General features: G+C 63.6%; 23 protein-coding genes and 1 pseudogene. 19 read left to right on the top strand and 5 right to left on the bottom strand.

All coding sequences use genetic code 11. The features are described 5' to 3' along the window. The 3 genes and pseudogenes from ACQY4Y_RS11610 to ACQY4Y_RS11620 form a co-directional block, all read left to right on the top strand. Positions 1 to 1,275: pseudogene (locus ACQY4Y_RS11610) on the top strand (hypothetical protein); the annotation flags it as partial. A 1,727-nt stretch (positions 1,276 to 3,002) separates the two neighbouring features. Further along, complete coding sequence (locus ACQY4Y_RS11615) at positions 3,003 to 4,106, top strand: hypothetical protein (protein WP_428490780.1); 1,104 nt, start codon at positions 3,003 to 3,005, stop codon at positions 4,104 to 4,106. A 258-nt stretch (positions 4,107 to 4,364) separates the two neighbouring features. Further along, positions 4,365 to 4,577: a hypothetical protein gene (locus ACQY4Y_RS11620; protein ID WP_428490781.1), complete on the top strand. Its 213-nt coding sequence runs from the start codon at positions 4,365 to 4,367 to the stop codon at positions 4,575 to 4,577. 72 nt (positions 4,578 to 4,649) lie between these two features. On the opposite strand, the gene ACQY4Y_RS11625 is transcribed toward ACQY4Y_RS11620, so the two are convergent. Then, positions 4,650 to 5,129 carry an N-acetyltransferase family protein gene (locus tag ACQY4Y_RS11625; RefSeq protein WP_428490782.1) on the bottom strand — a complete coding sequence of 160 codons (480 nt, stop codon included), beginning with the start codon at positions 5,127 to 5,129 and terminating at the stop codon, positions 4,650 to 4,652. A gap of 244 nt (positions 5,130 to 5,373) precedes the next feature. Continuing rightward, positions 5,374 to 7,002 carry a thiamine pyrophosphate-requiring protein gene (locus ACQY4Y_RS11630; protein ID WP_428490783.1) on the bottom strand — a complete coding sequence of 543 codons (1,629 nt, stop codon included), beginning with the start codon at positions 7,000 to 7,002 and terminating at the stop codon, positions 5,374 to 5,376. Between the two features lie 255 nt (positions 7,003 to 7,257). On the opposite strand from ACQY4Y_RS11630, the gene ACQY4Y_RS11635 reads away from it, so the two are divergent. The 9 genes from ACQY4Y_RS11635 (at position 7,258) to ACQY4Y_RS11675 (ending at position 14,668) form a co-directional block, all read left to right on the top strand. Next, the gene (locus ACQY4Y_RS11635) at positions 7,258 to 8,259 is read left to right on the top strand and encodes a ribonucleotide-diphosphate reductase subunit beta (RefSeq protein ID WP_428490784.1); all 1,002 of its coding nucleotides are present in this window, start codon (positions 7,258 to 7,260) and stop codon (positions 8,257 to 8,259) included. Positions 8,260 to 8,465: 206 nt separating this feature from the next. Next, positions 8,466 to 8,891, top strand: a complete 426-nt coding sequence (locus tag ACQY4Y_RS11640; RefSeq protein WP_428490785.1) for a GFA family protein — start codon at positions 8,466 to 8,468, stop codon at positions 8,889 to 8,891. Between the two features lie 255 nt (positions 8,892 to 9,146). Further along, a complete protein-coding gene (locus tag ACQY4Y_RS11645) occupies positions 9,147 to 9,896 on the top strand; it encodes an ABC transporter ATP-binding protein (RefSeq protein WP_428490786.1) in 750 nt (249 codons plus the stop codon). After that, a complete protein-coding gene (locus ACQY4Y_RS11650; RefSeq protein WP_428490787.1) occupies positions 9,893 to 10,732 on the top strand; it encodes an ABC transporter permease in 840 nt (279 codons plus the stop codon). The genes ACQY4Y_RS11645 and ACQY4Y_RS11650 overlap by 4 nt, the downstream gene beginning before the upstream one ends. Further along, the gene (locus ACQY4Y_RS11655) at positions 10,732 to 11,700 is read left to right on the top strand and encodes an ABC transporter substrate-binding protein (protein ID WP_428490788.1); all 969 of its coding nucleotides are present in this window, start codon (positions 10,732 to 10,734) and stop codon (positions 11,698 to 11,700) included. The genes ACQY4Y_RS11650 and ACQY4Y_RS11655 overlap by 1 nt, the downstream gene beginning before the upstream one ends. Positions 11,701 to 11,707: 7 nt before the next feature. After that, complete coding sequence (locus ACQY4Y_RS11660) at positions 11,708 to 12,526, top strand: ABC transporter permease (RefSeq protein ID WP_428490789.1); 819 nt, start codon at positions 11,708 to 11,710, stop codon at positions 12,524 to 12,526. Further along, on the top strand, positions 12,519 to 13,220 hold the full coding sequence (locus ACQY4Y_RS11665) for an ATP-binding cassette domain-containing protein (RefSeq protein WP_428490790.1): 702 nt from the start codon (positions 12,519 to 12,521) through the stop codon (positions 13,218 to 13,220). The genes ACQY4Y_RS11660 and ACQY4Y_RS11665 overlap by 8 nt, the downstream gene beginning before the upstream one ends. Continuing rightward, on the top strand, positions 13,217 to 13,522 hold the full coding sequence (locus ACQY4Y_RS11670) for an EthD family reductase (RefSeq protein ID WP_428490791.1): 306 nt from the start codon (positions 13,217 to 13,219) through the stop codon (positions 13,520 to 13,522). The genes ACQY4Y_RS11665 and ACQY4Y_RS11670 overlap by 4 nt, the downstream gene beginning before the upstream one ends. An 819-nt stretch (positions 13,523 to 14,341) precedes the next feature. Next, positions 14,342 to 14,668 carry a hypothetical protein gene (locus tag ACQY4Y_RS11675; RefSeq protein ID WP_428490792.1) on the top strand — a complete coding sequence of 109 codons (327 nt, stop codon included), beginning with the start codon at positions 14,342 to 14,344 and terminating at the stop codon, positions 14,666 to 14,668. A 120-nt stretch (positions 14,669 to 14,788) separates the two neighbouring features. Here the strand turns inward: ACQY4Y_RS11675 and ACQY4Y_RS11680 are convergent, their stop codons facing one another. Together ACQY4Y_RS11680 and ACQY4Y_RS11685 are read right to left on the bottom strand one after the other, a co-directional pair. Next, entirely contained in the window at positions 14,789 to 15,550 is a 762-nt protein-coding gene (locus ACQY4Y_RS11680; protein ID WP_428490793.1) for a tRNA1(Val) (adenine(37)-N6)-methyltransferase, read from the bottom strand. Continuing rightward, the gene (locus tag ACQY4Y_RS11685) at positions 15,547 to 15,753 is read right to left on the bottom strand and encodes a DUF2007 domain-containing protein (RefSeq protein ID WP_428490794.1); all 207 of its coding nucleotides are present in this window, start codon (positions 15,751 to 15,753) and stop codon (positions 15,547 to 15,549) included. The genes ACQY4Y_RS11680 and ACQY4Y_RS11685 overlap by 4 nt, the downstream gene beginning before the upstream one ends. A gap of 278 nt (positions 15,754 to 16,031) precedes the next feature. Between ACQY4Y_RS11685 and ACQY4Y_RS11690 the strand changes: the two genes are divergently transcribed. From ACQY4Y_RS11690 to ACQY4Y_RS11720, 7 genes are all read left to right on the top strand, one after another. Next, entirely contained in the window at positions 16,032 to 17,057 is a 1,026-nt protein-coding gene (locus tag ACQY4Y_RS11690) for a polyprenyl synthetase family protein (protein ID WP_428493624.1), read from the top strand. A gap of 81 nt (positions 17,058 to 17,138) precedes the next feature. Beyond that, complete coding sequence (locus tag ACQY4Y_RS11695; RefSeq protein WP_428490795.1) at positions 17,139 to 17,549, top strand: cupin domain-containing protein; 411 nt, start codon at positions 17,139 to 17,141, stop codon at positions 17,547 to 17,549. Positions 17,550 to 17,839: 290 nt separating this feature from the next. Then, a complete protein-coding gene (gene rnr, locus ACQY4Y_RS11700) occupies positions 17,840 to 19,948 on the top strand; it encodes a ribonuclease R (protein WP_428490796.1) in 2,109 nt (702 codons plus the stop codon). A gap of 20 nt (positions 19,949 to 19,968) precedes the next feature. After that, positions 19,969 to 21,462: a S41 family peptidase gene (locus tag ACQY4Y_RS11705; RefSeq protein ID WP_428490797.1), complete on the top strand. Its 1,494-nt coding sequence runs from the start codon at positions 19,969 to 19,971 to the stop codon at positions 21,460 to 21,462. A 239-nt stretch (positions 21,463 to 21,701) separates the two neighbouring features. After that, positions 21,702 to 21,896: a (2Fe-2S)-binding protein gene (locus ACQY4Y_RS11710; protein ID WP_428490798.1), complete on the top strand. Its 195-nt coding sequence runs from the start codon at positions 21,702 to 21,704 to the stop codon at positions 21,894 to 21,896. Between the two features lie 74 nt (positions 21,897 to 21,970). After that, the gene (gene bfr / locus ACQY4Y_RS11715; protein ID WP_428490799.1) at positions 21,971 to 22,462 is read left to right on the top strand and encodes a bacterioferritin; all 492 of its coding nucleotides are present in this window, start codon (positions 21,971 to 21,973) and stop codon (positions 22,460 to 22,462) included. A 194-nt stretch (positions 22,463 to 22,656) separates the two neighbouring features. Then, positions 22,657 to 23,259, top strand: a complete 603-nt coding sequence (locus tag ACQY4Y_RS11720) for a DUF2852 domain-containing protein (RefSeq protein ID WP_428490800.1) — start codon at positions 22,657 to 22,659, stop codon at positions 23,257 to 23,259. Positions 23,260 to 23,270: 11 nt separating this feature from the next. On the opposite strand, the gene ACQY4Y_RS11725 is transcribed toward ACQY4Y_RS11720, so the two are convergent. Next, positions 23,271 to 23,675, bottom strand: coding sequence for a DUF2237 family protein (locus ACQY4Y_RS11725; RefSeq protein WP_428490801.1), 405 nt, complete (start codon positions 23,673 to 23,675; stop codon positions 23,271 to 23,273). Positions 23,676 to 23,746 lie beyond the last annotated feature (71 nt).

A 23,746-nucleotide genomic window follows, 5' to 3' on the forward strand; every position in this document is an offset into this window, starting at 1 on the left:
ACCAGTCTCAGCGATCCGCAATGGGAGGCCGTCGAGATGGTGGCCGAGAAGAAGGGAGGAGAGTATAGCTTCTCCAAGGGATTTGATGTGGAGGAAGGGGAGTACCAGTATAAATTCCGACTGGGACCGGGAGATTGGTGGACTTGCGATGAGAGTCTGCCGACCGTTGATGATGGCACGGGCAATAAGAATAATTTGTTGGTTGTGAAGGGGCAGTATTTTGATTCGTCGCCGCTTCTGGACGAGAGGAAAGACAGCAAGGCTGCGTCTCCTGAGCCACATCCACAACCTCAGATTGTTGTGGCACCGGCGTCACATGAATCCTCCAATCCAGCACCACTTCGACCAGCGTCTCCTGTGGCATCGAAGCCTCCAGCGGCACCTGTCCCTGAGATTCACGCGCAACCTCAGACTGTTGTGACGCCTGCACATGAATCAGCTCCTCCAGCACCGCTCCTGCAGCACGAAACCTTCGTCCCAAACAAGGGCTCAGAGTCGCAGCAAACTCCCGACCGAGAGGTGGAAGATCCACTCGCAGATGAAGCATCTCCAGACGACGTTGATTCTCCCATGATGAAGCACGAGACGTTCGCCTCGACCACCGCCGACGACTCCGAGTCTACAGAGAACGGCTCCTCCTCGAGCTCTGACAGTGAAGACGAAGCAACCAACTCACCTCTCCTACGCCATGAGTCAGTGGGACCACACTCAACTGAGCAAGACCACGCACCTCTTTTCCGCCACGAGTCTATCGCGCTGGGATACAACCACCACGAGCATGCAGCCACCACCACTACGCCTATCAAGACTGCCGGTAGTCCTTCCTCCACTCCCGTTAAGGCAGATCCAAACGACCCAACTCTCGAGAAATTCCCAACCGATCACGCCGGTATACTGGAGAAGATCCGCCGTACCTCCATTTCACTCACTGAAGACGAGACTCTCGACCACAGCGGGCTCCACTCGCCGCACTCACAGGCGCTGAGCGAGTCTTCGGGCTCAGTGCATTCACTGCCGAGCTTGCAAGAAGCCGACGAGGTCTTGGAGAAGATCCGAGAGGCGGAGGAAGAGGAGTACGAGAAAGAAGAGGAGAGTGGGGAGGAGATGGACCCATTGCGACCTGGGGAGCCGGAAGATGCGGATTTTGAGCCGAAGACTCAGCTGGTGGAGGTGGTTGAAATTCAGGAGACGATTGTTGTTGAAGTTGTCGACAGACGGAAGAGTACGATTGAGAGTGCGGTGGAGAGGGTTGGGGGGAGGAATAATGTCATGTGAGTCTATCTGATCTGATCTTCATGCGGGAGAAAACTGACTGTTGTGCACAGAGCGATTGCGATTGGTTTATTGGTTGCTGTGGCCGGTTTCTACGCGATGCGCTATCTGTGAGAGATCGATCGCCTATGGCAATATTTTTTGATGGTACTACTAAAAGGCTGTGAGGTGTATGGAACAGACAATAGAACAGGGAGAATGGATGGGGGCACACTCTAGACCATTTTGCATACCTGCGATTCAGCCTACGACCTTCAATAGTTTCAAGAGTAAAGTTTGAAGAGATGTCTCACGTCACTTTATGTCCGGCCCACGTGAAAACGCCTCTCAGATCCAACTATACCAGATCGAGCACTAGTGTAACTGCCAGGCTTGTCCACCTTGACAGGAACGCGAGAAGTCAATGAAGCACACTTCATCCACTCTGCGTTGAGATTGCCTCCTTCCGGTCTGACCATCGCAAATTCGTTCTTCGACTGTCTAAGGAAGCCTCGCAACCGTCTAGTCATCTGGGCGGCTCCAACGTGTACATATCCTGTCTAACATACCACCGGAGTCGCCGACTACCTGTGTTCCAGTCCTCACTCCTCCTTTGTCCAGCAAACGCACTTCCTCGCTTACATCTTGACAAGCCTCCGTACTTCAATCAGCAGCGGCGTCTTCGCAACGACATTCGAGCATCCCTCACAATCTCCACCGTCACTACACAAGCACTCGCAACTTTTGCAAGGACGACAACGCAAACTTGGCGTAGCTTCAAGACAATAACGGCGGGTGCCGGTAGTCCGGGGCTGGCAGGTAGGTAGGAAGGGTGGAGAGGAGGAGGAAGAACGCTGGATACCTTTGCGGATTACCTCCATCCAGGGGAGAACACGAGACGCCGACTGCGGCCATTCGGTGTAGAATAAGTCTTTCCTCGAATGCGGCCGCCGTGCCATGGATCCGCAGAGCCAACCTTTCAGCCCCTACAGTACGAACCACGACAATTGGCGCCTGCAGTCCGACGTGGTGCGGATCCAGCAAGTGCAGTCGGAGCACTCGGAGCGGATTGCAAGGCTGGAAAGGCGGCAGGACGAGGATGCCAGGATGAAGAGTGTGTGGGGCAATAGTTCACCGTTTCCCAGCGTGCTGAGTGGGACGCCGCAGCAAGGTGAGTTCGTGCGTGCAAGCGGTTTGCAGAGCGAAATGTTGATTTGTCGCATCTAGCACCTCTCCAACAGCCGCCATCCGATCAATTCCGCAATTTCGACGACGAGGCCAATAATCTGATGAGTAGTCTGCACCTGGATGCCGACGAGGAGCCGAGGAGTAGGATGAGCGCTACTTCGAGAGCGAACAGCGTGCGTTTTGATGAGACGGCGAACCAGAACCACTTTTCGCATTCGTCGCGGCCGTCTATGGATATTATGTCCCGGACGAGTAGCGGTCTGGGCGGGTTCCAGATGAATGAGCGCACGGCTTCGCATAAGTCGGAAGGCCGCGCGAGCTCTGTCCACTCCATTCGATCTGCGGCTTCCGGACGCGCCAGTAGCTTGAACCTCGATACGACGTATGGCATTGGTGACGCAGGACGGTCTCCGCTGGATCATCCTGGCCTGTCACCCGGTCTACTCTTGCTCGGGCCTGTCCCAGCGATCATTCGGTGTTGGATGAATACGAACTTTAAACACGATGCGTTGCTCTATGCTGCTGTCTGTTCTGGCTCTTACAAGTCTTACCTGGATTTGCGTTTGATACTGAAGCTGGGATTCGAGAGCAACATCAACACCAATGCCGATGGACAACGCACTGTTGAGCTCCCGGTGTACTTTCCAGAAGCGGTGCCTCATCCAGCATCTTCAAGATCTAGCAGCCCGGCGCCGCAGCTGCCAACTTTGACGGTCGACTTCAACGTTGTACAGCAGGCGTCGAGTGAGAACGAGAAAAGCATTCAGATCTTCATTGGATCTGATGTCTTGAAGCAACACAGCGCTGACATACTCTTCTCTTCGAACAGCATGACGCTGTTCGATGATGATCGGAGCAAGCTGAGCATACCTCTTGTGCGGCCGGAAAACGAAGCTGCGTTCAAGAGTCTCTTCATATCAAGTGGCGCACCCAATTCGGCAACGGAGAAGTCTGAGGAGCTGGCCAAAGAGCAGCCGTACCTGAATGGCCTAGGCCAGGGTAGCTCAGGAGCATCCGTCTCATCGACAACAGCGAGTCCGCCACCAGGCAAGTACAGACCACCCGGCATCATCGCATCTGAGGCAGGCAGCGCGGATTCGATGAAAGGCGGCGCTGCGGGTTCTGACAGTGATGCTCGCCCGGCGAGCCGCCAGTCTAACACTTCGCGGCCATCCCTCAGCTTACTGAACACACGCGACTCTCAAGACCTCCCTTCGGATGCCGGGCCACAGACGACACCTCTACGATCCGGCAGCAGTCCCGCAATCTGGAGCAACTGGCGCCGAGACGGCGGCACCTCCGCAACAACTCCCTCAGCAAACGCGGCTCTAGACTGGGCCAGCACAAGCAAAACCCGCGAACCCCCTTACCAGCGAAAGGAATCCGGCATGAAAGTGCTCAAACCTAAAATTGCGAGCAGGACCTTCTCGTCGGCCGCTACTACGAGTACGTCTGGAGGTAGTTCTGCGGACGGCAAGAGTAGGTTCTTCGACGAGGGACGCAGGAAGAGCGAGGTTGATGGGAAGGTTGTTGGGAATGAGCTGAAGAGGGATGGCCAGGCTGCTGCTGCTGCTGCTGCGTCGGGGCCGCCGCCGAAGACGAAGTCGAATCCTATAGGAGGGGGGTCGGCTTTTTCGTGGTTGAATCCTGCTGGTGGGTCGAAGTGAATGGAGGAAATGGATTTGCGCGCCAGATTCACGCGTACTCTTGGCATCATTGTATTTGTAGTTTGATCAAGTGGTAGATCGTTACTGTATGCCACATGATTCACCACATGTGAATGTTGAAGTGAATCTTTTGCCGTGGGTTCACTTGCCAACCTCGTGGATATTTTTAGGGTCTTTTCCCGCCCGGGAAATAGAACATATAAAAATTACAGTAATCGAGCCTCGCTACAGCAACCACTGCAGCACTTGCATCTCCTTTTGGAGACTTACCGGGACAGAGCACAGAAGGACAGTTTTTCGGCCAGCAACCCGCCGGCCAACTCGGGCACGCCCGGTGCCGAGAAGCCGGACAAGCCGTCGCATCAGCGCGGCATCGAGGAGCAGCCGACCGGAATGCCGACGTCTGACCGCCACGCGACGGAAACTGCGCATCAGTGGGAGCATGAGGAGAAGCCTAAGCCGAAGCCGTGAGCTTGATGGTGGTGGCGTGACAGCGGCTACCCGGAGGCCAAGGGACGGCGATTCAGGTTTCGGGAGCGGCGCCTAAACCGGCTTGCGAAAGAACACCCGCTGATAGCCGGCCTGTTCGCCTCGGCCGGTCTCCTGCCAGCCGAGGGCGGGATACATGGCCAGGTTTTCCGTCATTTTCTCGTGGGTGTAGAGACGCAGTTCGGTGTAGCCGCGCCGCGCGGCTTCTTGTTCGGCGAAGGTCATGAGGGCGCGCCCGACGCCGCGCCCGTGGTGCTGCGGATCGACGGCGACATTGTCGAGGGCGAGATGGTCTTGTTCCGGAATTAGCACGATGAGGCCCAGGATGGCGTGCTGGGTCTCGGCGACCCAGGCGGTGTGGCGGCGAATGTGGGTGGCATAATCGTCGAGCATCGGGCCCGGAGGTTTGCCGATCCGGGTTACGTATTTCTGGTAAGCGGCGGCGATGATCCGGGTGATCGCCGGCAGGTCGGATGCATTGGCCGGGCGGATTTCCATGGTGTTGCGGCTTTGGACGTTGCGGCCTTTGGGCATTGGGGCGTTGCGGTCTTGCGAACGGGATCGCCAGCGATGGTCATGCCGGTCGGTCGACCGGCCACGTCCAGTCAAGACACACCGGATGGGCCGCCCCCGGTGGTGGCGCGTTGGAAAGGTGGGGCCGGTCGTGCCCGGTTCGTCAGAGCACGTTCAGCCTGACTATGCATGCTGACGTGCTCTGACTGTTTGTTTGATCGCGTAATTCGCGCGCTGGGAACGTTCCGCTCAGCGCGATCACTTTCTAGAACTTGGAAACGCGGGTCTCCTTGGCGGTGATGAATTCCAGCAGGGCAGGTTTGCCGGCCTGGGTCTGCTCGATGCCGCGCCGGATCGCGGCCTTGATGTCGCCGGGCTGGGTGACGCGTTCGCCGTAGCCGCCGAAGGCGCGAGCCATCGCGGCGTAGTCGCCGGAGATGTCGGTGGAGCGATATTTCTCGGTCGAGATCGGCATCACCTTGAGCTCGATCGCCATGGAGAAATTGTTCAGCAGGATTGACAGGATGGGGATGCGCTCGCGCACCGCGGTCTCGAAGTCCATGCCGGTGAAGCCGATCGCGGCGTCGCCCCACAGGTTGATGCAGAGCTTGTCGGGTTTGGCGAGTTTCGCGCCCATTGCCAGGCCGAGGCCCATGCCGAGCTGGGTGGTCTTGCCCCAGCCGATATAGGACAGCGGTTCGGTGGAGACCCAGAACGGCGAGATCTGGTCGCGTGGGCTGCCGGCGTCGTGGGTGATGATGGTGTTTTTCAGGTCCACCGTGTTCATCAGCTCCCAGATCACCCGGTAGGGGCTGAGCGGGGCCTCGTTGGAGTTCAGCAGCGGGCGCCAGTGTTCCATCCACTCTTCGCGAATCTTGGTGATTTCCGCCACCACCGGCTTGGAGTCGCGGTTCGACTTTATGGTCTGGCGCAACTCGCCGATCAGTGCGGCCAGCGTCAGCTTGGCGTCGCCGACCAGGCCGATCGAGCTGACCACGTCCTTGTTGAGGTGGTTCGGATCGAGGGTGGCGTGGATGAAGGTTTTGTCCTTGGGGAACTTGATCCCGAAATTGGTCTCGGTGAACGAGCAGCCGATGCCGATGATGACGTCGGCGTTGTGCACGAAGTGATGCACCGGCTTGGGAACCGCGTTGCCACCGGAACCAAGCGAGAGCGGGTGGTTCTCGGGGAATGAACTCTTGCCGCCGAGGCTGGTGGTGACGGGGGCGCCGAGCAGCTCGGCGAATTCGCGCAGTTCGGCCCAGGCCTCGGCCCATTGCACGCCGGTGCCGGCGTAGATCACCGGACGCTTGGCCTGCAGGATGGCGGCGGCCGCCTTGCGGATGTCGACTGGGTCGGGGGCGTATTTGTGCACGCCGACGGGGGTGTATTCGAAGTGCTGGCCGACCTCCTCGTTCCAGATGTCGGTGGGGATCTCGACGATCGCCGGGCCGCTGCGGCCGTTGCGGATGGCGCTGAAGGCGCGGCGCATGACGTGGGCGACCTCGCTGGGCAGGCCGACCGGTTCGGCCAGCTTGGAGATGCCGCGCATGTCGCGCACCGCGTTGTAGTTCGGGTCGATATGGGCGATGCGGCGCGGGTAGCCTTGCGGGATCACCAGCATCGGCACCGATTCGGAATAGGCCTGGGCGATGCCGCCATAGGCGTTCTCGGTGCCGGGGCCGTGTTGCATGCAGAAGGCGCCGATCTTGCGCCCGGAGGTGACGCGGGAAATCGCATCGGCCATGTGCAGGCCGATGCGCTCCTGACGCACGATGACCGGTCTGATATCGGCGGCGGCGGCGAACTCCAGCAGGTGGTTGACGGGGTATCCGCAGAGGATCTCGATGCCCTCGCGCTTCATGATTTCCGCGACTGCCTGGCCGACCTTCATCGTTACATTCCCTCTTTTGATCACAGCGGGCACCGGGCACCGCCGCCTGCTGTACGGACGGTACGACCGGGCCGGTGATCTGGCAACGTTGGCAGCCGCCGGTTGCGTCACCACATCGATGGCGGTTGTGGCATGGTCCGCGATTGCGGGGCCTTTGATACTAGAGGTTGCGCCAGTGCGGTCATCTGACCACAATGGGTGGGAGCGGGATCGGAGACGATTCGGTGCCGCACAGGCTTTCAGGAAGGGACCGACATGGATGGGCTAACCCGGGCGGCCGACGAGCATCCGATCCGATTCGACCTGCTGACCGAGAACCCGGTGTATAAGCCGTTTCGCTATCCGTGGGCGTACGAGGCGTGGCTGACCCAGCAGCGGGTGCATTGGCTGCCCGAGGAAGTGCCGCTGGCCGACGACGTCAAGGACTGGCACCGCAACCTGACCGACGGCGAGCGCAACCTGCTGACGCAGATCTTCCGCTTCTTCACCCAGGCCGATGTCGAGGTGAACAACTGCTACATGAAGCACTACAGCCAGGTGTTCAAACCCACCGAGGTGCTGATGATGCTGTCGGCGTTTTCCAACATCGAGACGGTGCACATCGCGGCCTACAGTCACCTGCTGGATACGATCGGGATGCCGGAGATCGAATACACGGCGTTTCTGAAATACAAGGAGATGAAGGACAAGTACGACTACATGCACGGCTTCTCGGTCGATTCTCGGTTCGAGATCGCCAAGACGCTGGCGGCGTTTGGCGCCTTCACCGAAGGGCTGCAACTGTTCGCGTCGTTCGCCATCCTGCTGAATTTCCCGCGGTTCGGGAAGATGAAAGGGATGGGGCAGATCGTGACGTGGTCGGTGCGCGATGAGAGCCTGCACTGTGCCTCGGTGATCAAGCTGTTCCGCACCTTCATCCAGGAAAATCCCGATCTTTGGACTGAGGAGTTGCGGCGGGAGATCTACCTGACCTGCGCCACCATCGTTTCGCATGAGGATGCGTTCATCGATTTGGCGTTCGAGCAGGGGCCGGTCGATGGACTGACGCCGCGCGAGGTGAAGCAGTATATCCGCTTCATCGCGGACCGGCGGTTGATCGAGCTGGGCTTGAACGAGCTGTTCCATGTGGCGAAGAATCCGCTGCCCTGGCTGGACGAGATGCTGAACGCGGTCGAGCACGCGAATTTTTTTGAGAACCGAGCGACGGAATACAGCAAGGCGTCGACTACGGGCACCTGGGAGGAAGCCTGGGTGTGATGCGCGCGGCGGGGTGAGGGGGCGCGCGTAGGGGCGCTCGGGTAGGGCTGCCGTTCGCCCAGGAAACGGGCGATTGACATTCGATTGGGGCGGTTGAATGGTTTGGTCTGGCGTGATCATGCGGCAACGGCGCTGGGATTGGCTGGGATGTCAGCCGACGCCGACCAATCGGACCACGCGAAGTGGCGTTCAGGGGAAATTCCATCATGGCAACACACACCGGCGAATGCTTTTGCGGCGCGGTTCGGATCGAGGTTTCGGGCGAGCCCGAGGCGATGGGGTATTGCCATTGCCGGTCGTGCCGGTCGTGGTCGGGCGGTCCGGTCAATGCGTTCACCCTGTGGAAGCCCGACGCGGTGCGGGTGGTGTCCGGGGCTGAGAACCTCGGCATGTTCCAGAAGACCGAGGTGAGCCAGCGGCAGTTCTGCAAGAAGTGCGGTGGCCACGTGATGGCCAACCATCCGCCGCTTGCGCTGGCTGACGTCTTCGCCGCGACCATCCCGACACTGACGTTCACCCCCGTGCTGCACGTCAACTATGCCGAGACAGTGCTGCCGATGAAGGATGGGCTGCCCAAGATGAAGGACTTTCCCAAGGAATTCGGCGGCTCGGGCGGCCTGATCGCGGAATAACGTCGCGGCCGGCGGGCTGCCTCGCCGGCGCGGGCGTGGCGACCGCGCGTGGCCAAGGGACTCGGGGGGCATTGGGCTAAGCGGCTTGTCGCGCACTGCGGGTTTCAATAGGCTGGCGACCATGGGAAGGACCACGTTGCAGCGCGCGCAACGGCATCAGCCGGCGCGGCACGATCGCCGATCCACGGAGCAGGCAACGGCGCTGCTCGGGGTCGACCGGCCGATCAGGCAAAACCAGCGCTGCGTGACGGCGCGATGAACGTTATTTCCAGCATCAAGCCATCAGCGCTCGCGGTCGATTCGGTCAGTCATGCCTACGGCTCCCGCCGCGTGCTGCACGGCGTTTCGCTGACCGTTCCACAAGGCCAGTTCACCGCGGTGCTTGGGCTCAACGGCGCGGGCAAGACCACGCTGCTGTCATTGATCACTCGCCTGTTCGACACGCAAAGCGGCACCATCAGTGTGTTCGGCCATCGCATCGACCGTGCGCCGGGCGAGGCGTTGCGCCGCCTGGGCGTGGTGTTCCAGGCGCGCACGCTCGATCTCGATTTGTCGGTGATGGACAATTTGCTGTTTCATGCCGCGTTGCACGGCATCGGTGGCGGCGAGGCGCGGCGCCGAGCGGAAACGGTGTTGACCGACGTCGATCTGCTGGAGCGGCGGCGCGACAAGGCGCGCAACCTGTCGGGCGGACAGATGCGGCGGGTGGAAATCGCCCGTGCGCTGCTGCATGAACCGCGCCTGCTGGTGCTGGATGAACCGACCGTCGGTCTGGACATCGCCTCGAAGCTAACCATCGTCCGCCACGTGCGCCGGCTGGTGCGCGAACGTGGCGTGGGGGTGCTGTGGACCACGCATCTGCTGGATGAGGTCGAGCCCGACGACAATGTTCTGATTCTGCACCAAGGAAGCGCGCTGGCCCACGGGGTCACCGCCGAGGTGGTCGCGGCCAGTGGCGCCGAGACTTTACGCGCGGCGTTCGCCGGCATGACCGAGTCGGCATGAGCGACTTTGCCCTGCGGCGTGGTTTCACCGTCGGGCAGTATCTGATCTGTCTGCGCGGTATCATGTGGCGCGAGGCGCTGCGCTTCGTGCATCAGCGCGAGCGATTCGTTTCGGCGCTGGTGCGGCCACTGGTGTGGCTGTTCATCTTCGCCGCCGGGTTTCGCCAGATCCTGGGCGTATCGATCATCCCGCCGTACGACACCTATGTGCTTTACGAGGTCTATGTCACGCCGGGCCTGATCGCGATGATCCAGCTGTTCAACGGCATGCAGTCATCGTTGTCGATGGTTTACGACCGCGAGATGGGCAACATGCGCATGCTGCTGGTCAGTCCGTTCCCGCGCTGGTTCCTGCTGGTTTCCAAACTGCTGGCGAGCACCGCGGTGTCGATCCTGCAGGTCGCGGCTTTTCTGCTGGTGGCGACGCTGTGGGGGGTGGACCTGCCGCCCTGGTCGTTTCTGACGGTGCTGCCGGCGCTGGTGCTGTGCGGGCTGATGCTGGGTGCGCTTGGGATGCTGCTGTCGTCGCTGATCAAGCAACTGGAAAATTTCGCCGGGGTGATGAACTTCGTGATCTTCCCGATGTTTTTTGCCTCCTCGGCGCTGTATCCGCTGTGGCTGCTGCAGCAGTCCAGCCCGGTGGTGTATTATGTCTGCCGGCTGAATCCGTTCACCTATGGGGTGGAGCTGATCCGGTTCACGCTTTACGGCAAGCTGGACGTCACCGCGTTGATCGTGGTCGTCGCGGTGACGGTGGTGTTCATGGCCGGGGCGATCCTGGCCTACGACCCGTCGCGAGGACTGCTGGTGCGGCGCGGCGGCGGGGGGCCGGCGTGATGATCGGGCGGCGCGGCCTGATGGCGGGCGCGGCGACGCTGGTTGGAGGTGTGCCGCCGATGGTGCGGCTGGGCATCCTGCAATTCGGCACCGTGCAGTGGGTGGCCGACGTGATCCGGCGGCACGACCTGGATACACGGCACGGGTTTTCGCTGCGGGGCACGATGCTGGCGAACACCGGTGCCGGCCGCATCTCGCTGATGGCGGGGGCGAGCGATGTCATTCTGTCGGATTGGCCGTTCGTCGCGGCGCAGCGGGCGGCCGGCAGCAAGCTTTGCTTCGCCGGATTCTCCAGTGCCAGCGGCGGCATCGTGACCGCTCAGGGTTCGCCGATCCGTGGCCTGGCCGACCTGGCCGGACGCAAGCTGGGCATCGCCGGCGGACCGGCCGACAAGTCCTGGTTGGTGGTGCGGGCAGCGGCGCGGGCGAAGGATGGTGTGGACCTCGCGGCCAGCGCTCGTTGCGTTTACGGCGCGCCGCCGCTGCTCGGGGCCAAGCTGCGGCAGGGTGAACTCGATGCCGTGCTGACCTACTGGAATTTCGTCGCCATGCTGCAGGCCGAGGGGTTTCGCCGGGCGGTCTCGGTTGCCGACTGCGTCAACGCGCTGGGTATCTCGCCGCGGATCAGCATGGTGGGGTTTGTGTTCCATCAGGACTGGGCGGATGCCAACCGGGCAGCGATCGACGGTTTTCTGGCGGCGGTGGGCGATGCCGAGGGGCTGTTGGCGCACTCGGCTGGGGAATGGGATGCGGTGCGCCCGCTGATGCGGGCGGATGACGATGCGCTGTTCGCTCGCCTGCGCGATGATTTCGTTTCAGGTATGAATCGCGCGGATCCGGCCGAGCAGGCGCGGGGCGCAGCCAAGCTGCTGGCGGTGCTGCGGCGGACCGGCGGCGCGGCGGCGACCGGGGGTGTCGAGGCGCTGCCGCCCGGGGTGTTCTGGCCGGATGCGGATGGCACGGGCTGAGACCCGAATGGCACCGCCTGGGTCCCGGATGGTATCGGTGGGGACCGAGGTGGCGCCCGCGGAGGTACGCGCAGCGCCCGCGATCAGCCGCGATCGGCTGCTGTCGCTGGCCGGGTTCATCGCGATCTGGTGGGTCGGGGCGCATCTGGCCACCTCGCCTGGGTTGCTGCCGGGGCCGGTGCGCGTCGCGACGTTCACCTGGCATGCCTGCGTCTCGGGCGCGCTTCCGGCGGCGTTCGCCGCAACGCTGGCGCGGGTGGTGGTGGCTTTCGTCATTGCGATGATTGGCGGCGGTGTCCTCGGCTACGTCGCCGGCTGTTCGGGGCGGATCAATGCCTGGGTCGATCCATGGGTGGTGATCGCGCTCAATCTGCCGGTGCTGGTCATCGTCGTGCTGGCCTATGTCTGGGTCGGGCTGAACGATGCAGCGGCGATCCTGGCGGTGGTGCTTGCCAAGGCGCCGACGGTGGTGGTGACGGTGCGCGAGGGCGCGCGGGCACTGGATCCGGGGCTAGCGGAGATGGCGCGGGTGTTCCGGTTGCCGGCGCGGCGTCGGCTGCGCTTCGTGGTGTTGCCGCAGATGCTGCCGTATCTGGCCGCGGCCGGGCGCAGCGGCCTGTCGATCACCTGGAAGATCGTGCTGCTGGTGGAACTGCTGGGCCGGCCGAGCGGAGTTGGTTACGAGCTCAATTTGTTTTTCCAGGACTTCAACGTGACCGGCATCCTGGCCTATGGCCTGGCGTTCGCCGGATTGATGCTGCTGGTCGAGAGCGCATTGCTGCAACCGCTGGAGCGGAAAGCGACAGCGTGGCGTTGCAATGCTTGAGGTTGATATCATCCGCAAGCAGTCCGCCGGGCGGATCGTGCTGCGCGATGTTGCGTTTTCGATCCGACGTGGCGAGGTGGTTGCCTTGCTGGGACCCTCGGGGGCGGGAAAGACCACGCTGCTGCGGCTGCTGCTGGGGCTCGACGACGGCTATGAAGGCCGCGTTCGGCGCGACTGGCGAAGCGTCGGCGTGGTATTCCAGGAGCCCAGGCTGCTGCCGTGGCTGACGGTGGCGGAGAATATCCGCCTGGTGGTGCCCGACGGGGCGAAGCCGCCCGACATTGATGGCCTGCTTGATAGCGTGCGGCTTGGTGGGGCCGGCGCGCTACGCCCCGGGCAACTGTCAGTCGGCATGGCGCGACGGGTGGCGCTGGCTCGGGCGCTGGCGGTGGCACCGGACCTGCTGGTGCTGGATGAACCGTTTGCGTCGCTGGATGCCCGGCTGGGAGCGGCGCTGGCGGACTGGTTGGCGGGCTGGGCGCGCGACACCGGGGCGGCGGTGATCGCCGCTACTCATGACCTGGCGCAGGTGATGCGGGCGGCCTCGCGGCTGCTGATCCTGGACGGCGTGCCGGCGACTCTGCACGCGGACGTCACGGTGCCGGATGGCGGTGATGCCGCGCTGCATGCCAGGCTGGTAGGGCAGTTCGGTTTCTTGACTGGTATGCAAACGACAACGGGAGAGCAGACATGATCGTATCGGTAATTTATCATCTTGCCGCCGGCCAGAAGTTCGATTTGGATTACTATGTGAAGTCGCATGTGCCGCTGGTGGATTCGTTGCTGGGCCCGTGCGGGCTGAAGCGGGCACAGTTCCTGCATGGCACCGGCGCGCCCAGCGGGGCGCCGGCGGCCAAGCTGATCGCGCTTTTGGAGTTCGATTCGCTGGCGGAATTCGCGGCCGGGATGGAACAGAACGGCGCCAAGCTGATGGGCGATATCGCCAACTTCACCGATGCACAGCCGTCGATCCAGTTCAATGAACAACTGACCTAGTGTCCCGCGTCCGAAGTTCGCCATCTCGGGCGAACATCAGTCTGGCGACACTCGCTCTTTGTTTTCAGTGGCCTGCTGATCCCATCCGTCCGCCGCGACGTGCGGCGAACTTCTGGGGCAGGACACCAGGCGCGCTTCCAGGCTGAGTGTTTAGCCGATCGGTCCGGCACTAAATGGCAACCACTGCTATGCCAGGTTTAATCCGGCGGCCGGACTGGCCTGTACGCTGACGACGTTTGCGGGGTATTTCGAGGCTGACCGGGCGACGAAGCAGGCTTTATGACCGTGCGCCTGTGCCGCCGCGCCATGCAGCCGGGCCATTTCTTGGCCGGCGAGTCTCGCACACCGCGGAGTTGGGGCTGCGAGGCTCGGTCCGGCGGTTCGGCGAGGCGCCGCTGGCGTACAACGCTGGGCTGTTCCTGCCGCGCTGATCCCGGAATTTGGCGCGTGCGATTCCAGGACCCTTGGATCAAAATCGGAACGGATCAGCAGACGATGCCAGGGCGCGCGACTCGGTTGCAACGACGCCTGCGGAGAAAAACCCTTGTCAGAACCTTCGCTTTGTCGGCAACGTGACGGACGGCGGGTTTCCTCTGCCGCAGCTTCGTAGGCTCGCTTTGAACCACGCGAAATCGTATCAAAGGACCAGTTATTTTTGACTCGACAGCATTTTTGACGATGTTCACGCCGCAGTTAACGAGATTTTAACGTGCCTCGCTTCTCCGACGTGCATGATTTGGCTTGTGGTCCAGTCCGCACAGGCTTGGTCCAAGTGTTTCACAGCAGGAGGGTGTGCCGTTGCACCGGTTGGAGGCTTCGATGATGAATACCATCATGTCAGGGTCCGGGTCTGGGTTGTCGGGTTCGGGCGTGGGCCAGATTGGTGACGATATCGGTCGGGAGATCGGCACGGGGACAGCACCTCGTTACAGTCGGCGATTGTCCGACAAGATCCTGATCGCGTTCCACCATGCCTGCGATCAGGCGGATTTCGAGGTGGCGGAACAGCTTCTGCATATCCTGGAGATGATGTTGACCCGCCGTCCGCTGACGCCGGACGGAACACGGCGGCGCAACATGGAGAGTTTGATCGCCGCGCACGAACGGCTGTGGCATTTGCGCCATCCCAACGCGGATGAGCTTTAGGCGGCGGCTACCGCTGACGCAGCGCCGGACAGGCGCCAGCAGCAGGCCTGCGCCAACGTCCACTGGGCTGGCCCGTTGCTTGGGGTAACGACTGAGCCAATTGGCGGCTTTGATTTCATTTCAGACTTTTTTTTTGCCGGCGGGGTCGCGTCTGGTCTGACCGTCCAGGACCAATGCCTCGCCCCCTGCCAGAATCGCTTGGGTGGCCTGGGTGAAACCGCCATCGGGGTCGTGCAAGACAAGTCCGGCTGCCAGCCGCATTGTGCCGCGAGCGTTCTTGATGCCGCGCAGCAGAACCAGTTTCGCGTTGCGTCCCGGCTTCGGCCAGAGCGGAAACAGCACTGAGCAGGGGCAGGAGCTGGCGGCCATGGCGGCCACGCAGGCCGGGCACCTTGCGGCCGGGACGATCAGGGTGAGGCTACCGCGGTCGCGCAACGCACCGCTGAGCCGATCGATCCAAGCAGCGAGCAGCGTGTCGGAGCCTCGCTTCGCGGTGTCGCGGGCCGGATCCGGGGAGGCGGTGCCGTCGGCTGCGTGGTAGGGCGGGTTGGCGAACGCATGGTCGAACGGTTGTGGCAACAAGGCGGTTTCGATACGCTCAGCCAGGATCTCGATGCCGCTGAAGCCGTTGGCGCGGGCGTTCTCGACCGCCAGTTCGGCCAGCGCGGAGTCGACCTCGACACCGGTGGTCAGCAGGTTTGCAACGCGGGCGTTCAGGCAGAGCAGACCGGCGCCGGAGCCGGTGCCCGCCTCCAGCACAAGCTGGTTCGGTCGCGCCGGGACGGACGCGGCGAGCAGCACCGGCTCGATGCCGCTGCGGAAGCCGGTTGCTGGCTGGCGATGGATGACCCGACCGCCGAGCAGGCGAGCCTCGGCGGTCACCGTTCGTTGGCTTCTTCCAATATTCGGCAGGCCTGGTCGTAATCCTCGGTGCTGACAGCCAGCCGACGCTGGATGGCGGCGGCGCTGCCCTCCAGCACGCTGGTGTGGGTGTCGAGCAGCACGGCCTCGATCCCGGCATCGGCCAGAAGCACGGTCAGAAACGATAGCCTGACCATATTATTCGAGGTGACGACCACGCGCATGGCTGGATGGTGGGCCGGATGAAACGCGGGCGCAACCGCGATGGGGGGCGTGGGCGGCGGGGTCTAGGCTGCCCGGGGCGTTGATTTGGCTGCGTAATCCCGGCTTGCATCGCGCAGCGGCAGCGGCGTGGCGGCGGGATCGCGGTGGAGTTTCGCGCGGCGCATCGCTGACGAGGGCTGGGTTGACCCGATTTGATACCCACCGATATGAAGGCTTCGTCCCCAAGGCAAGTCGGGAGAACCCATTGGGCAACGTCGCCAGCCCCCTCGATCCAGGCGTGGCGCTCGTGTCCGGTTCGACCGAACACACGAGCGAGGATGCGCTGTCGGCCCTGGTCAACCTGGTCGAGGCGGACCTGGAAGCCTGCAACCACGTCATCGTCAGGCGGATGGACAGCCCGGTCGCGCTGATCCCGCAAATGGCGGCGCATATCGTCGCCGCCGGAGGCAAGCGGTTGCGGCCACTGCTGACGCTGGCGGCGGCGCGTCTGTGCGGTTATCCGGGGCGCGACGGCGGCGCGCGTCACGTCGAACTGGCGGCCTGCGTCGAGTTCATCCACACCGCCACGTTGCTGCACGACGACGTGGTGGACGAGAGCCAGTTGCGCCGCGGCCTGGCGTCGGCCAACGCGGTGTTCGGCAACAAGGCGTCGGTGCTGGTCGGCGATTTCCTGTTCGCGCGGGCGTTCCAACTGATGGTCGAGGATGGCTCGCTGAAGGTGCTGGCGATCCTGTCGGGCGCCGCGGCGACGATCTCCGAGGGGGAGGTGCTGCAACTGGTGACGCAGAACGACCTGACCACCACCGAGGCGCGTTACCTGGAGGTCATCCAGGGCAAGACCGCGGCGCTGTTCGCCGCCGCCTGCCGGATCGGCGCCGTGGTTGCGGATCGCCCCGAACGCGAGGAAGCGGCGCTGGCCGCCTATGGCATGAAGCTGGGAATCGCCTTCCAGTTGGTCGACGACGCGCTGGACTACGTGGCCGACCAGGCGACATTGGGCAAGACGATCGGCGACGACTTCCGCGAGGGCAAGATAACCCTTCCGGTTCTGGTGGCGTTCCTGGCCGGCGACGAGCGCGAGCGAGCGTTCTGGCAACGTACCATCGAGGCGCTGGAGCAGACCGACGCCGACCTGGACCATGCGATGCGCCTGATCGCCGGCCACGGCGCGATCCAGGCCACGCTGGAGCGGGCGCAATGGTTCGTGCAGGAGGCGAAGGCCGCGCTTTTGGTGTTTCCCGACAGCGCGATCCGGCGCGCTCTGGCCGACGTCGCCGACTACACGGTGCAAAGGTTGCGATAGGATAATCAGATAGCGTCGGGTTGGGCGGCTGGCTTCGTTGGATGCATTCAGGGTATCGCGAGTGGCAGAGAGGAGATCGCCTTGACTGAGCCACTTAGAAAGCCGGTTCTCGTTCCTGCCGGGAACGGTCGGCTTTATGAGATGGGTCGCATGCGGGCCATTTTCAAAGCGGACCGAGAGGAGACCGCGGGGCGCTACTCAATATCCGAGTGGTGGCTTGAACCCCATACACGAGGACCCGGGGTTCATGCTCACAGCGACGACCATATCTTTTATGTGATCGAAGGGTCGCTGAGCTTAGCGGTCGATGGCCGGTGGTCCACTCTGGAGACGGGCGGGTACGCCCTCATCCCGGGAGGCACCCGCCACGATTTTGAGAATAGAGGCGCGGTGAGAGCAGGCTTCATCAGTCTGAACACGCCGGCTGGCTTCGAAGCGAAGATGCCGGGGATTGCCGCGGCCCTGGCAGCGGAAGACCTTCGGATCGATTGATCGCGCAGACCGGTGATCGCGCAGACCGGTCCTTGGGCCACGTCGGCGGGACGGCGGGTCTGATTTCAGGGTGACCGGCCAGGTCCGCCGTCGATCGGGCGACGACACGGGTCAAGCTGTCATGGCACTGGCCCGAACGTTGTGGCACTGTGTCGCGGTCTAGTGTGGCGGTCGCGAATTCAGTGGCGAAACGAAACAGAGCTCGAGGCAAGCCTGTCCCTCGGGCCGGTGTGTCGCCCAGGGAGCGCTCGCCGAGGCAGTCCGGCGATGGCAAACTTCCTGATACGACGGTGGTACTGATCACCGGCACCGACCGCGATGGCGACGCGGTGGGGCGCCCGGTGGACTGGCAGCGTTCGGCCGGGCCGGCGCCGATGGTGCTGATGCAGCCCGAACGCCCCGGCACGCCGGCGCTGGCGCCTGGGGAACGGGTTCTGGCGCGGCTCACACCGATCGGGTCGGGCCGCTATGAGGGCCGGACAGTGCGGCGCATCGACGCGGCGCCCGGCCGTATCCTTGGGGTGTTCAGGCGCGGGCGCGACAATCGAATCGAGCCGACCGATCGGCGATCCAACGCCGAGTGGATCGTGCCGCCGGGGCAGGAGGCGGGTGCCCAGGCAGACGAGATCGTGCTGGCCGAACCACTCGCGCGGCATCGGCATCTGGGATTGAAGCCGGCCAGGGTGCTGCAGCGGCTGGGCAGACTGGGGGATGCCCGTTCGATCAGCCTGATCGCAATCCACGGCCACGACATCCCGCAGGAATTTTCCGATGCCGCGCTGGACGAGGCGAAGCGGGCGCGGGCGGTCCGCCTGGGCAGCCGCACCGACCTGCGCGAGATGCCGCTGATCACCATCGACGGAGTGGATGCCCGCGACTTCGACGATGCCGTGTTCGCCGAACCGGACCCCGATGGTGGCGATGGCTTTCGCCTGCTGGTGGCGATCGCCGACGTGGCGCATTACGTGAAGCCGGGTTCGGAGCTGGATGTTTCCGCCGCGGAACGCGGCAACAGCGTGTATTTCCCCGACCGTGTCGTGCCGATGCTACCGGAGGAATTGTCCAACGGTTGGTGCAGCCTGCGCCCGAAGCAGGATCGCGGCTGCCTGTTCGTCGAGATGCGGATCGATCGCGGCGGCCGCAAGACCGGTCATCGGTTCGGTCGCGGACTGATGCGCAGTGCCGCCAGAATGACCTACGAGCAGGTTCAGGCGGCGGCGGACACTGGGCGCGAGCTGGGGCCGCCGCTGGTCCACCTGTATGCCGCGTATCGGGCGCTGCTGGGCGCCAGAGTGCAGCGTGGCACGCTGGACCTCGATCTTCCGGAACGCGCGGTGGTGCTGAACGAGCAGGGCCGGGTGGCCAGCGTGGCGCCACGGCCCAGGCTGGACAGCCACCGGTTGATCGAGGAATTCATGGTGCTGGCCAATGTCGCGGCCGCCGAGCAACTGGAAGCGCTGCATATGCCGTGTATGTATCGCGTGCATGCGCCGCCGTCGGATGAAAAGCTGGAAGCGCTGCGCGGGTTTCTGGCGACGTTGGGGATCTCGCTGCCGGCCGGCAACCAACTGCATCCCGGTGATTTCGACCGGATATTGCGGCGTTATGCCGGCACCGCGGAGTCGCAACTGATCAGCGAGGTAATGTTGCGCAGTCAGTCGCAGGCGGTGTACAGCCCTGACAATATCGGTCATTTTGGCCTCGCGCTGCCTCGTTACGCACACTTTACCAGCCCGATCCGGCGCTATGCCGATCTGCTGGTGCATCGCGCCCTGATCCGCGGTCTGCGGCTTGGGCGCGACGGTCTGAGCGACGATCAGGTGGCGGAGTTCGCCGCAATCGGCGACCGCATCACCGCGACCGAGCGGCGGGCGCAACAGGCAGAACGGGACGCGATCGATCGCTATCTGGCGGCGTTCATGGCCGGGCGGATCGGCGGCCGTTTCGCGGCGCGCATCTCCGGGGTGACTCGTTTCGGGCTGTTCGTCACCGTCAGCGAGACCGGTGCCAGCGGCATCGTGCCGTTCGCCTCGCTGCCGGACGACTATTGGCAATACGACGAACGTCAGCAGACGTTGACCGGTCGGCGCACGCAACGGGTGTTTCGGCTGGCGGAAGAGGTGGAGGTGTTGCTGTCGGAAGCCAATCCGGTGACTGGCGGGATGGTGTTTCATGTTCTGGGCGCGGGCTCCGGCGGGGGGAAACCGCGTTCGGAGCAAGCGCCCGGCCAGACCCGGGCGAAAGCGAACCCGGCAGGGACAGGTGGGTCTGGGACACACGGTTCTGGGACCCGTGGTTCTGGGACGCGTGGTTCTGGGACGCGTGGTTCTGGGACGCGTGGTTCTGGGACGCTTGGTTCTGGGACGCGTGGTTCGGGAAAGCGGCATTCCGGCTGGTGATGCGAATTGGCGTCCTTCTGGTGCTGTTCGTTGTTGGCCGGGCGCACGCCGAACCTCCGGCAGCGGGGGCGTTCGATCAGCAGCGGGTGGCCGCGGTCTACACCGAGGCGCTGAGCTTCGTCGCGCCACGGATTCTGGACCCGGTCGACGTCCCGCAACTGACGCTGTGGGGTTTGCAGGGGCTGAGCACGCTGGATGCCGACATGCGCGTGGTGGCAAAGGATGGGCGGCTGCGGCTGTTCCGGGCGGATCAACTGGTGCTCGACATCGCGTTACCGGCCGATCAGGTGCCGGCGGCGTGGGCGACGGCGGCCGCGACTTTGACCTCGGCCGGGTTCGCGGTTTCGCCGCCGATCAGGCGGGCGGGGACCCAGGCGGTGGTGCAAGCTTTCTTCAACCAGATGTTCAGTCGTCTGGACCCCTATTCGCGCTATGTGCCGCCGGCCGAGGCGAGTGAGGATCGAGCCGGGCGGGGCGGACGGGCGGGGCTGGGCGTGGTGGTCGGTCTGCGCGGCGGCTTGATCGCGGTGAGTTCGGTGGTGCGCGACAGCCCGGCGGCGATTGCCGGCATCAGGGCGGGGGATATCCTCTCGGCGATCGATGGGCAGCGGACGCGGGACCAGGATCCGGCGACGATCGCGGCGTTGCTGTCGGGGCCCGACGGGTCCAGGGTTTCGCTGACCTGGCGCGGCCGCGTCGGGCACAGCCGGGAAGCCGAGTTTGTGCGGGTGATGGTGCCGCCCGAGACCGTGTTTGCGCAGCGGTTTGCCGATGTTTTGGTGGTTCGGATCAGCGGTTTCAGCAACAGCACCGCGTCGCATCTGGCGCTGTCGGTGCAGGACGCCCTGGCCACTCCGCATCCGGTTGACGGCATTGTGCTGGACCTGCGTGACAACCGCGGCGGGTTGCTGCGCCAAGCGGTAACGGCAGCGGATACGTTCCTTCCGGCGGGGGTGGTGGCGACCACGGTGGGGCGCGATCCGGACTCGATGAACGTCTGGCGCTCGGTCGAGGGCGAACTGGCCGAGGATGTGCCGCTGGTCATCCTGGTCGACGGCCACACGGCGAGTGCGGCGGAGATCCTGGCGGCGGCGCTGGCCGACCGGGGACGCGCCGTGGTGGTCGGCAGTGAGACGGTGGGCAAGGGGATGGTGCAGACGATCGATCCGCTGCCGGACGGCGGCGAGCTGTTTGTTACCTGGAGTCAGACGCTGGCGCCGCTGGGTTGGCCGATCCAGGGGCTGGGGGTGATGCCGCAGGTCTGCACCAGCCTGGGACCGGAGGCTTTGAACCGGCAGATGACAGCGCTTGCCGCCGGCTTTCAACCGATGGCCGGGGCAATCGGGCGGTCGCGCGCCGCCCGGTTGCCGGTGCCGGCGCCGGTAGTTGGGGAACTTCGCGCGCCGTGCCCGGCCTCGGAGGGGCGGGAATGGGATCTGGCGGCGGCTCGTCGACTGATCGCCGACCCGGCGGCCTACGCGGCGGCGCTGCTGGCGCCGTTGGAGGAACAGTAGCGGGACGTTTTTTGTGGGGCATTGGCACTTTGATGGCGGCCGCGAGTGAGCGCCGGGCTGGCGCGAGCCCGGTAACGGTCTGCCGATAACGGTATTGTCAGATGACTCTGGGCATCAGCACTGCGATTCATTCGCATGTGCGCATCGGCCAGATCGCATAGACGAGGGTGAGGTGGGCCTGGGGTTGCGAAACTGGCGTTTCCGACCGGGGGCTTCGCCGCAAGCGAGGATTAAATCGCGTGTATATCTGTCTTTGCAACGCGCTGACCGACCGCCAGGTGAAGCAGGCTGCCGTGACCGCCGGCACTACCAACCCGAGCGGGGTCTATGCCGCGTGTGGCTGCCGGGCACAATGCGGGCAGTGCGTCAGGGCGATGGTCGCGCTGTTGCGGGGTGAGGATGGCGCGGTGGCGGACCTGCAGGGCGCGGACTGATCGCGCGGTCAGCTTGCTTGCAAGCGGGCATGGTTAGCGGCTAGGTCGGTGCCGCGAAACAGACAGCGGGGACAGTGATGCTGCGTGACCCAAAGGTGATTGAATATCTGAATACTCAACTCACCAATGAGCTGACCGCGGTCAATCAATACTTCCTGCACGCGCGCACTCTGCAGCATTGGGGTGTGACGAAGCTGGGTGCGCATGAATATGGCGAATCCATCGATGAGATGAAGCACGCCGACGAGCTGATCCAACGCATCTTGTTTCTGGATGGGCTGCCGAATGTGCAGCGACTCAATCCGATCCGGGTTGGCGAGGACGTCGGACAAATCCTGAAAGCCGATCTGGCGCTGGAGGAAAAGGCGCTGGGCGATCTGCGCGACGGCATCGCCTATTGCGAAAGCGTGCGCGATTTCGTTTCCCGGGACCTGCTGCTGAGGATTCTCGACAGCGAGGAGGAGCATGTCGATTTCCTTGAGCGCCAGTTCGACCTGATCAAGCAGATCGGCATCGAGCGCTATGTGTTGTTGAACTCCGGCGCGGCGTCCGATCAGGAGGGCTGAGCGGCGGGTTCGCCGGTCGGCGGCGCGGGGGCCGAACCCGAGGGTCCCAGCACGTGCGTATGGGTCCCCTGAGGGCGTCGCTCCGCGCTTTCATTGCTCCCCGTCGATTTCGTTGCGAGCGGCCGGCTAACCGCTTGACGTTCAGCGCCGCCAGCCCCAATGTAAATGTGCTTTACATTCACATGAGGCCCTCGATGACGAGCGCTGCCAATCCAGACGCCTATGGCCCGCGTGGCTGGAACCAAGGCCCCTGGGGCAATACCAAGGGCCCACAGTGGCAACAATCCAACCACGGGGCCGCTTATACTGGCCAGAACGGGGGACCCCAGAACTCGGGTCCGGGTTGGGACAATCCGGCCTGGGGTGGTCCGCCATTCTGGCACCCGGCGGGGCTCAGCCGTCCGGCTGCCATCGCCTTTACCATACTCGGCTTCCTGTTCTGGTGGCCGGTCGGACTCGCTTTGCTCATTTATACGAAAGGGAGTGGTCGCATGGGATGCTTCGGTCGTCGCAGACGAGCTATGAGCCAACACAACGGGCAGGACGCCGGCCCGTGGGCGAACTGGAAAACCTGGGGCTGCGGGCCTTCGGGTCGTGCCGCCTCGACCTCGGGCAACCGAGCGTTCGATGAATACAAGGCCGAGACCCTGCGCCGCATGGAGGAGGAGCAGAAGGAGTTCGGATCGTTCCTGGAACGCCTTCGTTTCGCTAAGGACAAGGCGGAGTTCGACCAGTTCATGGCCGAACGCCGGGCTCGCCCGCCCGCTCCACCGACCGATGAGCAGCCCGCTACCTGACGCTTCGCGATCTAGGCCAGATCGATGGCGTGGCGCGTCAGGTCGGCCAGACGGCAATGGCGCAGCGCGCCTTCCTCGGTGGAGTGCAACACTACCTGCGGCGCGGCCCCGGCCTCGAAGGCTTCCTGCCAGCGGGGCGCGCACAGGCACCATCGGTCGCCGGGCTTCAGCCCGGCGAAACCGAACTCCGGCCGAGGCGTCGAGAGGTCGTTGCCCTGCGCCTTGCTGAACGCCAGGAACGCCGCCGTCATCACCGCGCACACGGTGTGGCTGCCGATGTCCTCGGGGCTGGTTTCACAGCAGCCGTTGCGGAAGAAGCCGGTCATCGGATCGTTGGAGCAGACACCGACCGGGCCGCCCAGCACGTTGCGTGAGGGGCGGCGGCCCGGGCGGCGCCCGGTTTCATCGAACGGCATGCGGATACCTTGCTGCTTATGGGGGTGCTTACGAGTTTGTTTACCAATGGCGGTGACAATGCCGCCATGGC

It is taken from the genome of Rhodopila sp. (assembly GCF_965277165.1).
GTDB lineage: Bacteria > Pseudomonadota > Alphaproteobacteria > Acetobacterales > Acetobacteraceae > Rhodopila.